At 36.6% G+C, this 13,440-nt stretch carries 10 protein-coding genes; all 10 read left to right on the forward strand.

The annotated features are described in order from the left end of the window. Nucleotides 1-87 precede the first annotated feature (87 nt). A complete protein-coding gene (locus IGL90_RS03085) occupies nt 88-2,232 on the forward strand; it encodes a heavy metal translocating P-type ATPase (protein ID WP_048736953.1) in 2,145 nt (714 codons plus the stop codon). Nucleotides 2,233-2,355: 123 nt separating this feature from the next. Next, complete coding sequence (locus IGL90_RS03090; RefSeq protein ID WP_048736951.1) at nt 2,356-3,780, forward strand: helix-turn-helix domain-containing protein; 1,425 nt, start codon at nt 2,356-2,358, stop codon at nt 3,778-3,780. Nucleotides 3,781-3,848: 68 nt separating this feature from the next. Further along, nucleotides 3,849-4,760, forward strand: coding sequence for an aldo/keto reductase (locus tag IGL90_RS03095; protein ID WP_048736949.1), 912 nt, complete (start codon nt 3,849-3,851; stop codon nt 4,758-4,760). A gap of 187 nt (nt 4,761-4,947) precedes the next feature. Then, nucleotides 4,948-7,596, forward strand: coding sequence for a DNA polymerase I (polA, locus tag IGL90_RS03100; protein WP_048736947.1), 2,649 nt, complete (start codon nt 4,948-4,950; stop codon nt 7,594-7,596). Nucleotides 7,597-7,695: 99 nt separating this feature from the next. Beyond that, nucleotides 7,696-8,538: a DNA-formamidopyrimidine glycosylase gene (mutM, locus tag IGL90_RS03105; protein WP_002355756.1), complete on the forward strand. Its 843-nt coding sequence runs from the start codon at nt 7,696-7,698 to the stop codon at nt 8,536-8,538. Continuing rightward, the gene (coaE, locus tag IGL90_RS03110; protein WP_002385031.1) at nt 8,535-9,134 is read left to right on the forward strand and encodes a dephospho-CoA kinase; all 600 of its coding nucleotides are present in this window, start codon (nt 8,535-8,537) and stop codon (nt 9,132-9,134) included. Before mutM ends, coaE begins: the two co-directional genes overlap by 4 nt. A gap of 179 nt (nt 9,135-9,313) precedes the next feature. Continuing rightward, the gene (nrdR, locus tag IGL90_RS03115) at nt 9,314-9,796 is read left to right on the forward strand and encodes a transcriptional regulator NrdR (protein ID WP_002381296.1); all 483 of its coding nucleotides are present in this window, start codon (nt 9,314-9,316) and stop codon (nt 9,794-9,796) included. A gap of 15 nt (nt 9,797-9,811) precedes the next feature. Beyond that, on the forward strand, nt 9,812-11,221 hold the full coding sequence (locus IGL90_RS03120; RefSeq protein ID WP_002361340.1) for a replication initiation and membrane attachment family protein: 1,410 nt from the start codon (nt 9,812-9,814) through the stop codon (nt 11,219-11,221). Beyond that, a complete protein-coding gene (gene dnaI / locus IGL90_RS03125) occupies nt 11,221-12,150 on the forward strand; it encodes a primosomal protein DnaI (protein ID WP_002364725.1) in 930 nt (309 codons plus the stop codon). The genes IGL90_RS03120 and dnaI overlap by 1 nt, the downstream gene beginning before the upstream one ends. Before the next feature lie 81 nt (nt 12,151-12,231). Then, the gene (locus IGL90_RS03130) at nt 12,232-13,440 is read left to right on the forward strand and encodes a hypothetical protein (protein WP_002390400.1); all 1,209 of its coding nucleotides are present in this window, start codon (nt 12,232-12,234) and stop codon (nt 13,438-13,440) included.

Consider the following 13,440-nt stretch of genomic DNA (forward strand, 5'->3'; position numbering starts at 1 on the left):
TTCTTAAAATATACATACGCAAAATTCGGCTCTTTTTTTTTCTAAACTAAAAAAAGTAATTATTTCTAACAATTTTCATCTTGTGCTATGCTTAAGATGAAAATACTTAAGAAGAGAAGGGATCATATGTCAGCAAAACATAATCATGAACAACACCAGGAAAAACAGCCAACAATGTCCCACGATAAAATGAATCACATGAATCATGATATGGCGCATGAACAAATGGCTATGTCACACCAACATGAAGGAATGAAGGGAATGGATCATTCAATGCATATGGGGAATTTTAAACAAAAATTCTGGCTGTCATTGATTTTAGCTATTCCGATTATTGTTCTTTCTCCAATGATGGGTTTTCAATTACCTTTTCAATTTACTTTTCCAGGTTCTGATTGGTTGGTCTTAATTTTAGCAACAGTGCTATTTTTTTATGGTGGACAACCATTTTTAAGTGGCGCTAAAATGGAATTACAGCAAAAGAGTCCAGCAATGATGACGTTAATTGCGATGGGGATTTCGGTATCATATTTTTACAGCTTATATGCGTTTTACATGAATCATTTTACGAATCAGGCCCACGTGATGGACTTTTTCTGGGAATTAGCCACTCTGATTGTTATTATGCTTTTAGGTCATTGGATTGAAATGAATGCTATTTCTAATGCTGGTGATGCCTTGAAAAAAATGGCTGAACTGTTGCCTGACACAGTCAAGCGAATGACTGAACATGGGGAAGAAGAAATTCCTTTGCAAGATGTCCAAGAAGGCGATCGCTTGATTGTTCGTTCGGGAGATAAAATTCCGACAGATGGTAAAATTTTGAAAGGAAGCACAACAGTCGACGAATCGATGGTTACAGGGGAATCAAAAACAGTAGAAAAAAACATTGGCGACTCCGTGATTGGTGGAGCAGTCAATGGCAACGGAATGATTGAAATTTCGGTAACTGGCACGGGTGAAAATAGTTACCTGTCAAAAGTTATGGAGATGGTTAAACAAGCGCAATCGGAAAAATCAAAACTAGAATCCATTTCAGACCGTGTAGCCAAGTGGTTATTCTATATTGCCTTATTCGTAGGTGTGTTAGCATTTATCGGTTGGTTAATGGCGACGAAAGATTTATCGCTAGCATTTGAACGAATGGTTACAGTTTTTATTATTGCCTGTCCCCATGCGTTAGGCTTAGCAATTCCTTTAGTGATTGCTAGAAGTACCTCCATTGCTGCTAAAAATGGCTTACTTTTAAAAAATCGGAACGCATTAGAACAAGCCAATAAGGTTGAATATGTGTTGCTGGATAAAACTGGTACTTTAACAGAAGGACAATTTACAGTTACTGGCTTAGAATTAATGAGTAAGCAATTCACTAGAGAAGAAGCACTTAAATATATTGGAGCATTAGAAAAAAATGCAAACCATCCGTTGGCAATTGGGATCATGAATTATTTAAATAAACAAGCCGTTCAACCTTATGAAGCCCATAATCTGCAAGCTTTATCAGGCGTAGGACTGGTTGCTACTGTTCAAAACCAAGAAGTCAAAATAGTCAATGAAAAAGAAGTTGCACGGTTACAGTTAACCTTCGATGAAACAATTAAAACAAACTATCAAGAGCAAGGAAACACCTTGAGCTATTTAATCATCGCTGGTCAATTAGTCGCACTGCTTGCTTTAGGAGATAAAGTCAAACCAGAAGCTAAAACATTTATTGCAGAGTTACAAGCGCAAGGAATTACGCCAGTCATGTTAACAGGGGATAATCAAACAGCTGCCAGTGCAGTTGCTAATTATTTAGGGATGAAGGAATACTACGCAGAGCTCTTACCAGAAGATAAAGAAAAAATTGTGCAACAGTATCTTACTGAGGGGCATCAGGTCATGATGGTAGGAGACGGTATTAATGATGCACCAAGTTTAGCCCGTGCTTCAATCGGCATTGCGATAGGCGCTGGTACAGATGTAGCAATTGATTCGGCAGATGTTGTACTGACGGATAGTGATCCTAAAGATATTTTAAGGTTCTTAGATTTAGCCAAACAAACACGACGTAAAATGATCCAAAATCTTTGGTGGGGAGCTGGGTACAATATTGTCGCCATTCCTTTAGCGGCTGGGGTTCTTGCACCAATTGGGATTGTTTTAAATCCAGCTGTAGGTGCTGTCTTGATGTCATTAAGTACAATTATTGTAGCAGCAAATGCTATGACACTGCATATTTCAAAAAAATAATTCGATATAATTGTAGAGAGCGGAAAGTAATCAATACTTTTTGTTCTCTATTTTTTTCTTCTTAAAAAAATTTTTGCCTTATTTGACGTATTCTTATAACAAGGGAGTGAAAGGGGACGATATATGGATTTCAAGGAATTATTGTCTTTTGAACATAAAAATATGTTGGAATTGTTGGATTTACTGCAACAAGAGCAGACATTTTCTGTTTTGATGGCTGCAGAAAAACTAAAGGTGAGCGACAAAACCATCCATTGTTACATTCAACGTTTTGAAAAAAAGCAGGAAACGTTTAAGATAGAAGGGCTTTGTAAGATTTATACAACGACCAAAGGAATTGTAAAATATCGTGAATTATGCGTTTGTGGCTTGGCTCGATTTAGACAAAAATTTTGTTATTTTATTCCCGAATTTTATATTTTACGTTGTCTAATTGAAGAGCGAATCAATTATGCACAATTGACCCAGGTATTGGGATTACAGGAATCAACTCTTCGGAAGAAACTTTCTAATATTCGACGTTGGCTAGTTAATTTTGATATTATTGTACGTCAAAAACATTACGATTTAACTGGCAATGAATGGCAAATTCGACAGTTAATCCTTTGTTTTTATTTGTTTTTTCAAGAAAGCTGTCTGGAAGAAAACAGAGAAATGACTCGGAAAATCATTACCTTTTTTGAGTTGGATTTAAATGTGGCCCAACAGAATCATCTTAGTTGGCTAATTTATATTTGGGAGAAACGATACCGAGGCGGGCATGAAATTTCAGTACCAAATGCTAATTTATTTCAACAAACAAGTGCTTTTTTTTATTTATTTCGTGTGGAAGTGTTGAGCACTTCTTTTATGTCTCTTAAAGAACAAAAAGCGTTATTTGTGATTCTTGAAGCACATTTTGGTGGTTGTTTTGGCAAGAGAGCGCGAAAGTATTTTATTCATGAGCAAATGAAAATAGAAAGTTTATGCTTAAAAACAGCTATTTTTATTATGAAAGAAATTAGGAGAAATTTTACACAACATCATTTTAATTATCAAGAAATTCATTTATGTCGATTTTTAAGTACGCATATGAATAGTTTATTAGACGGACAAGCATGGTTGCCAGCTCATAAACAGGAACAAACACTCGCTGCTCGTTATCAACAAACCTGGCACAGATTACAAAAACTAATTAGGCTTTTAAAGCGCCTATATCCAGTCTTTACTTCAGTAAAAGAAAGGGAATTGACGAGTTGCTATTTTTATCACATCCTAGATTTATTTAACCCGATTTTATATGAAAAAAAATATATTATTTGCCTATTGACGGACTTTCCTCCAGAAAAGGAACGAGCGTTGGGGCAATCTATAAAAAGCTATTTCAGTGAAAAAAAGAATATTACAATTATTCATGGAAAACCAACGTATCAACTTCACCAAGCACACCTCTTAATTGTCAATCATTTGTTTCAGATGAACGTAGCGCTTTCTTCTAAGACAGTGGTTTATTTGCCAGAGGAATTATCTCCTGCTTTTTTTGAAAAAGTCGAAGCGAATCTATCGTAAGAAGTCCAATTTTGTCTAAATAGTGTTAAAATGAAGAAGTAAGAGGAATGGATGAGGAGGATATTAAAATGAAACAACTGCAATTTGGTACAAGTGACGAAACAGTTTCTTCGGTTATCTTAGGATGTATGCGCTTAAATAGTGCTGAAAATCCTCAACAGGTAATTGAAACTGCTTATGATCATGGCATTACATTTTTTGATCACGCCGACATTTATGGTGGCGGCGACTGCGAAACCATTTTTGGTAAGTCTTTAAAAGAAAGTACCATTCGTCGTGAAGATATTTTTATACAAACGAAATGTGGGATTCGTCAAGGCTTTTTTGACTTTTCAAAAGCACATATTTTAGAAGCGGTCGAAGGGAGTTTACAGCGTTTAGGTGTAGATTCAGTCGATGCATTATTGTTGCATCGTCCAGATACTTTAGTGGAACCAGAAGAAGTAGCTGAAGCTTTTCATTTATTAGAAAAACAAGGAAAAGTTCGCTATTTTGGTGTAAGTAACCAAACGCCAGGACAAATTGAACTTTTAAAAACAGCTGTTAAACAACCGTTATTAGCCAATCAATTACAATTTGGCATCAAGCATACTGGCATGGTGGATCAAGGCTTACAAACAAATATGGAAATATCAGGAAGCATTGATTATGATCATGGTATTTTAGATTATTCACGGTTGAAACAAATGACTATTCAAGCATGGTCGCCGTACCAATATGGTTATTTTGAAGGTGTCTTTATTGGAAATGAAAAATTCCCTGAGTTAAATCAAAAATTAAGCGAATTGGCTGAAAAATATCAAACAACGCCAACTGGTTTAGCCAGCAGCTGGATTCTGCGCCACCCTGCTAATATGCAAGTCATCGCAGGAAGTATGAATCTTGGTAGAATTGAAGAAATTGCTAAAGCAGCAGACATTGTGATTAGTCGCGAAGATTGGTACGATATTTATCGTGCAGCGGGAAATGTTTTGCCGTAAAAAGATTCTCATACTTGTGAAGATCCAGCGTGTATTGCTGATTGATTTTGGTATTTGATATAGTTGTCACTAAGGAACTATGTCAAATACCTTTTTCTTTCATTCTGCAATCGCCGTCTACTGCAAATTCTGTAGTTTTTTGTTAAAATAGAAAGGAAACTAGTTTGCTAAAGATGAGGGGAAAAAAATGACCAAAAAAAAATTATTACTCGTTGATGGAAACAGTGTAGCCTTTCGTGCATTTTTTGCGCTACATAACTCATTAGAACGATTCAAAAATAAGAACGGCTTGCATACAAATGCTATTTATGCGTTTAACAATATGTTTGAAAATGTAATGCAAAAAGAAATGCCTACTCATGTTTTAGTCGCTTTTGATGCAGGGAAAACCACATTCAGAACAGAATTTTATTCAGAATATAAAGCCGGACGTTCAAAAACACCGGGGGAATTTAAAGAACAAATGCCGTATATTCGTGAACTTTTAGAAGGTTTAGGCGTAAAATATTATGAACTACCTAACTATGAAGCAGATGATATTATTGGTACATTAGCCAACAAAGTTGATAAAGATGAATTTGATGTTGTTGTGTTATCAGGGGACCGAGATTTGACACAATTAGCGACGGACACTGTCAAAGTAGATATCACTGTTAAAGGAGTTAGCGATATTGAATCATATACACCTGAGCATATTGCTGAAAAATATGATGGATTAACGCCTAAGCAAATTATTGATATGAAAGGGTTGGCTGGCGACACGTCGGATAACATTCCAGGTGTAACGAAAATCGGTGAGAAAACCGCGATTAAGCTGTTAAAACAATATGGCTCAGTTGAAGGGGTTTATGAGAATATCGATGAAATGAAAAAAAGCAAAATGAAAGAAAACTTGATTAATGATAAAGAGCAAGCCTTTCTTTCTAAACGTTTAGCGACAATTGAAGTCAATGCACCAGTCGAAGTCAATGTGGAAGACTTGGCATATGAAGGGAAAGACTTAGAAAAATTGGTTCCTTTTTATAAAGAAATGGACTTTAAACAATTTTTAGCTAAGTTGGACATTACAGAAGAACCTGTTGAAATGGAAGATATTTTATTTGAAGTAGTCGAAGATCAGTTAACCAATGAAATGTTTACAGACGATATGGCTCTTTATGTTGAGATGATGGAAGATAACTATCATACGTCACCGATTGTCGGCCTTGCTTGGGGCAACAACAAGAAGATTTATACCACGAATAATTTAGCTGTTTTTGAAAGTCAGCCATTTATCGACTGGTTGATGGATGAGACACGTAAAAAAAATGTCTACGATGCAAAACGGACGTACGTTGCACTAAATCGCTATGTAGGAAAAATGACAGGGATTGCCTTTGATGTTTTATTGGCTGCTTATTTACTTGATACCAATGACAATAACGCGGATATTGAAGGTGTAGCACAACATTACGGATATGATGCGATTCAATCTGATGAAGCCATTTATGGAAAAGGGGCCAAAAAAGGCTTGCCAGAGGACGAAGAAGTTTTCTTTGGTCATTTAGCACGTAAGATTAAAGCAATTCAATTTTTAACAAGCAAATTAGATAGCGAATTAACAGAAAAAAATCAAGCTGATTTATTCTATAAAATGGAATTACCACTTTCTCGTATTTTAGGCGATATGGAAATAACTGGTATCCGTGTTGATGCCACGCGCTTAAAAGAAATGCAAGTAGAATTTTCAGAACGTCTGAAAGAAATCGAAGAAAAAATCTATGCAGAAGCTGGCGAAGAATTTAACTTGAACTCACCTAAACAATTAGGCGTTATTTTATTTGAAAAAATGGGCTTACCTGTGATCAAAAAGACGAAAACTGGCTATTCAACAGCGGTAGATGTTTTAGAACAACTAAAAGAACAAGCACCAATTGTGGCCGATATTTTAACTTATCGTCAAATTGCCAAAATTCAATCGACCTATGTTGAAGGACTCTTAAAAGTAATTCAGCCAGATAATAAAATTCATACTCGGTATGTACAAACACTGACACAAACAGGACGATTAAGCTCAGTAGATCCTAATTTACAAAACATTCCTATCCGTTTAGAAGAAGGCCGAAAAATTAGAGAAGCCTTCGTACCAAGAGAGGATAATTGGTTGATTTTCTCTTCTGATTACTCTCAAATTGAGTTACGTGTGCTCGCGCATATTTCTAATGATGAGCATTTAAAAGAAGCGTTTGTGGAAGGGCAAGATATCCATGCCAGCACTGCAATGCGAGTTTTCGGTGTTGAAAAAGCAGAAGATGTCACACCTAACATGCGTCGTCAAGCTAAAGCGGTGAATTTTGGAATTGTCTATGGTATCAGTGATTATGGCTTGTCCCAAAACTTAGGCATTACTAGAAAGCAAGCGCAACAATATATTGACACCTATTTTGAAAAATATCCAGGCGTGAAACAGTACATGGAAGAGATTGTCCGCGATGCCAAAGACAAAGGCTATGTGGAAACATTGTATCATCGCCGTCGTTATTTAAGTGATATTAATTCAAGAAACTTTAATCTACGTTCGTTCGCTGAACGTACAGCGATTAATACACCGATTCAGGGAAGTGCCGCAGATATTTTAAAAATTGCGATGATTGAAATGGCGCGTCGTTTAAAAGAAGAAAAATTACAAGCGACAATGTTATTACAAGTGCACGATGAATTAGTTTTTGAAGTACCAGAATCAGAATTAGAACAATTAAATCAACTCGTCAAAGAAGTGATGGAGCACGCAGTTTCCTTACATGTGCCACTTATCACCGATAGCAGTTGGGGAAAAACATGGTATGAAGCAAAATAATAGCTTACCCATTAAGAACGATGAATAAAATAAGGATAAGTAGGATCTGGACGTTGATATCTAAGCGTTCAGACCTCTTTATATAAAGGAGCAAAAATAATGCCAGAATTACCAGAAGTAGAAACAGTGCGAAAAGGACTTGAAAAACTTGTTGTAGGAAAAACCATTCAAGAAGTCATTGTTTTTTGGCCAAGAATTATTGAATCACCAGAAGTTGATGTATTTCAAGGTCAATTAGCTGGTCAAACGATTGAAGGGATTGAGCGAAGAGGAAAATTTCTGATTTTTAAATTGTCTGATAATGATATGATTTCTCACTTACGGATGGAAGGAAAATATGAGTTTCATCAGGCTGATGATGAAATTGCCAAACATACCCATGTAATGTTTACTTTTACAGATGGCACGCAATTACGTTATTTAGATGTACGGAAATTTGGCCGTATGACATTGGTTCCTAAGAATCAAGGTCATCAATATAAAGGGATTTTAGCTTTGGGCCCAGAGCCAACACCAGACGTTTTCCAATTAGCTACTTTTCAACAAGGCTTGAAAAAGCATCATAAGGCAATTAAGCCATTGCTGTTAGATCAAAAGCTAGTGACGGGCTTGGGGAATATTTATGTAGATGAAGCACTTTGGCAAGCGCAAATCCATCCAGAACAACCAGCAGATTCCTTAAAACCTGCGGAAGTTGCTACGTTGTATCAAGCAATCATTGACGTCTTGGCACGCGCTGTTGAAGCAGGTGGAACCACCATCCGAACCTATCTAAACGCGTTAGGAGAAGCAGGGACTTTTCAAGTAGCGTTGAATGTCTATGGGCAAACAGGCTTACCTTGCAATCGTTGTGGTACGCCAATTGTTAAAACAAAAGTGGCACAACGTGGTACGCATTATTGTCCACAATGCCAACAATTGAAAGGTCGTCGATTGAAATGACAAAAGTTTTAGGCATTACAGGAGGGATTGCGACAGGTAAAAGTACGGTTGTTGCTCTTTTTAAAAAAGCGGGTTATCCAATTGTTGACGGCGACATTATCGCCCGCGAAATTGTTGCAAAAGGGCAACCAGCCTTAGCCGCAATCGTTGAAACTTTCGGACCAGAAATAGTATTAACAACTGGTGAATTGGATCGGAAAAAGTTAGGACAATTAATTTTCGCTAGTCCTCAAAAAAGAGAGCTGTTAAATGAAACGCTGAAACCTTTTTTAAGAAAAGAAATTTTACGTCAAATTGAAGAAGCTAAAAAGAAAGCCGCCCTTGTTATTGTTGATATTCCTCTGCTTTATGAAGCTCATTATGAGGCGATTATGGATCAAGTTGCTGTGGTATATGTACCAGAAAAGATTCAAAAAGAGCGTCTGATGGCCCGAAACCAATTAACAGAAGAAGAAGCGCAACAACGAATTGCTAGCCAATGGCCGATTGAAATGAAAAAAGAACGAGCAGATATCGTGTTTGATAATCAAGGAACTAGAGAAGAAACGGAACAACAAGTGAAGAAGTGGCTAGAGGAACAAACTGGAAAGAAGTGAATATTTTTTAAATGGCGTAAAATGTTTTGAAAATTTCAGAAAAAACAGTGAAAGTCTTTGTTTTTATTAAAGAATGGCAAAGATTCAACTAAGAACCAGTTCTAAAGACCTAGTAATAGCGCAATTTCATGTTATAATATAGGCAACAAAAATTATACAGAATAGAAGAGGTGAACGTTATGCGTTGTCCAAGATGTCATCATAATAATTCCCGTGTTATTGATAGCCGTCAAGCAGATGATGGACGTGCAATTCGCCGTCGTCGTGAATGTGAAAATTGCAGTTATCGGTTCACTACATTTGAAAGAATTGAAGCGGCGCCATTACTTGTAATCAAGAAAAATGGGGATCGTGAAGAATTTAATCGTGATAAAATTTTGCGTGGGCTCATTCGCTCTGCGGAAAAAAGACCCGTTGCTATGGAACAAATGGTTCAAATTGTCGATAATGTTGAAAATCGAGTGCGTAGTTTAGGGGAAAATGAAGTCTCTACAACGCTTATCGGTGAATATGTGATGGAAGATTTAGTCAATCTAGATGAAATTGCCTACATCCGCTTTGCGAGTGTTTATCGACAATTCAAAGATATGAGCGTGTTTTTGAAAGAGTTACAGGACATTGTCGACAAAGCAAAATCTTCTTCTCCTGACTCAGAAAATTAAAAAGGAGGTCTTTCTTTGAAAGGAAATCGGCAAAGAATCCAACCAAAAAATATTTTTCAAGCGGTTATTGATTCACCGCTTTCTGATCAAGAGAAAGAGGTTTTAACCTTTTTATATCAACCAATTGTCGGCGCCAATGCGTTTAGTTTATATTGGCTTTTGTTATCTGAAACAACAGACTCAGAGGAGGATGGCTCGCTGTTTCATGCAGATTTAATTAGTTTGCTGGACTTGAGTTGCCAACAATTAGAAGAAGCTTGCTACAAATTAGAGGGCATTGGGTTGCTAGAAACGTATAAAAAAACAGATCGGGAATTAGGAGATTGTTATTTATATTATTTAAAAGCACCTGAAACAGCCGCTCGTTTTTTTAAAGATGAAGTGTTAGCTTTAGTGTTATTTAATCGGGTTGGACAACGGAAATTTGATCAATTAGTGCAAAAGTTCCAACCGCATCCTACTAAAACAGAGGGCTATCAAAATGTTTCCGCTAGCTTTCAAGAGGTTTATGCCTTTAAAGAAGAACAAATTGTTTCCGAAGCGAACCGATTGACAACGATTCAAGAAACTTTTTCTCAACAAGAAAAATCGAAGAAAATTTCTGTATCAACGGATTCTTTTGATTGGCACTATTTTGTGGAAGGTTTGCACCGCTTAGGTTTACAATTGCCTGAAGATGAGGCTAGTTTTCAAGAAGAAGTCTATGTTTTTCATCAATTATATGGCATCAATGAGTTAGATATGGTAGACTTTGCTTCGAAATCATTTGACTATTATACAAGTCGAATTTTGCCTAAGGAATTAGTGCGAACGATTCATCAAGCGTTTGATCCTGATAAAAAACCACAACCAACAAACGTAGTGACAAACAAGCAAGCACAATTGACGGTGGAAGAGCAACAAACGTATCGATATAACGCATTAAAAATGAATGGTTTTTCTGAACTGGATATCCAAATGATTATGGATAGTGAAAAGAATCCGCCTATTCAATATTTAGAAGCTTTAAAAAATAGTCGAGGTGGCTATACGACACCACAAGAACGTTCATTAGTGAAATATTTGGTTGCTAAATCAGGCTTACCGACTAGTGTGATTAATATTTTGATTAACTATGTTTACAATATTCAACAACAACCGACTTTAAAAGCGGAGTATGTGAATCGAATTGCGAATGAATGGGGACAAAGTGGCATTCATTCACCAGAAAAAGCAATTGAACATGTCAGAGAATTGGCAAAACAAAGCCAAACCAAACAAAAACAGCGACAACAAAATTATTCAGGGAAACGCCAAACTGTTCGACAAGAGCGATTGCCAGAATGGGCAGATCAGCCAAACGATGAAACAAAACTTTCCCCAGAAGAACAAGCCGAGTTAGATCGACAAATTCAAGAATTTTTAAACCAAGGAGGTGACCAATGATGGAAGACGTAGGAAAAGAAATGTCAAAAATTATCCAGAAGCGTGACATCAATGAACGATATGAAGAGCTGGTTAACGAAGTATTGAAAGATCAAGATGTTCAAGCCTTTATACAAGCAAACCGAGAGCGTTTAAGCGATGAAGATATTCGTAAAAGTTATGCTAAGCTGTATGAATTTGTTCAAGAAAAAAAGAAATTTCAATTAAACGATCCGGCAATGATTGCCCCCGGCTATGAGCCAAGATTAATGTTGAACTTTCATTACATTGATGTAACGTATGTCCCAACGGCTGATTTAATCGCCCGTCAGAAGGAAGAAGAAATTCGTAATCGAGTAAGGGCAATGGACATGCCAAAAGATGTCCGAGAAGCAAATTTACGAGATTTCGATCCATCTTCTCAAGGTCGAGCCAAAGCGTTAGCAGAAGCAATGCAATTTTTAAGAGAATATCCTGCGACACCAAAAGAATTTCATAAAGGGCTCTATTTACAAGGCCCCTTCGGTGTAGGAAAATCTTTCTTATTAGGTGCGATGGCTAATGCTTTAGCAGAACGTGGATTTACTACGACAATTGTTCATTTTCCAACATTTACAGTAGAAATGAAGCAAGCCATTGGTCGCGATCAAGTTGGTGAAAAGCTCGATGCAGTAAAAAAATCCCCTATATTAATGATTGATGACATTGGTGCGGAATCCATGACTAGTTGGATTCGTGACGACGTTTTAAGCGTAATCTTGCAATACCGAATGCAAGAACAATTAGTTACTTTTTTCTCTTCCAATCTAGATTTAAAAGCTTTAGAAGAGCATTTAACCGTGACGCAACGAGGAGAACAAGAGCCGCTAAAAGCCAGACGAATTATGGAACGTGTGCGTTATCTGTCAAAAGAGATTACGATGACAGGAAATGATCGACGAAACGGTTAAAGCAATCCTTTTATTTTTATGGATTGCTTTTTTTCTTGCGTTTGAAGAGGTAGCGTAAGTTTCGCAAAAACAAGTACTTTTGTGTACACTGACAATAAAGAAGTGAGGAAAAGAGGCGTAACAATGAAGAGAAAACTTTGGATTTTTATTGGGGTATTCGTGGTGCTTCTGGGAGGATATTTTCTTTTGTTTAGAGAAAAATCCTATAAAGTAGAGGTGGAAAAAGTGAATCCAAAAATTCAACGCTTAATGTCGACAGACAAACAACATTTTTTAACAAAACATGAATTTCACACAAAAGAAACAGCTGAACGCAAAGATTTGTTGAAGTTTTTTATTGAAACCCGGCTCAAAACAGACGGCGGTTTTTTAACCAACTATTTACCAGATGCTGAACGCAAAGATGTCGCCACAGGACATGAGTTGCTAAGTGAGTCTTCGGGTCTATATTTGCGTAATTTAGCTTTTGATACGCAGGGACGTTTTGATAATTTTTACAAGCAGACGAAAGACACCTTTTACGACGGCGTCCAATTTAGTTACCGAATTGACGAGCAAGGCAATAAATACAATGTCAATGCCTCGATTGATGATTTACGGATCATTCGTTCATTAATTGAAGCAGGGGGGCATTTTAAAACAGATCAGTACGATCAAGAAATTAAAAAATTAGGCAAGAGTTTTATGGAAACCTCTATGAAAGATAATATTCTAATTGATTTTTACGATAGTAAATCAAAACAACAGTCTTCAGAAACTTCTTTGTTTTATATTGACTTAATTACGCTGGGTTATCTATACAAAGAATTTGGGATTTCAGCAGACTACTTGCAGTATCATTACCAATTAATAGACGATGGCTATATTTCTGATGATTTACCTCTTTATCAAACGAAGTTTAATCATCAAACAAATAAATACGAAAACAACGGAACACTTAATATTATTGAATCTTTATTAACGATTGTCCATTTAAGTGAAGTGGGTATGGCGAAGCAGACTAGTATTGATTTTGTGCGAAAACAAGTTCAGCAAGGAACGCTTTTTAACTCGTATGATTTAAATGGATCGCCTGTGGATAAAAATCAATCTGCAGCCAGTTATGCGATAGCGGCTTTAATTGGTGTTGCCGAAAATGACAAAGAGTTGTATCGTGCGGCAATTACAGTACTTAATAATTTTCAAATTATGGATTCAAGCAGCCCGATTTATGGAGGGTTTGGTGATAAAGTTACGAAACAAGTCTATTCCTATAATAACTTAATGGCTCTTTTGGCCTATGATTTCTAG

Source organism: Enterococcus sp. DIV1307a (assembly GCF_050537425.1).
GTDB classification, from domain to species: domain Bacteria; phylum Bacillota; class Bacilli; order Lactobacillales; family Enterococcaceae; genus Enterococcus; species Enterococcus faecalis.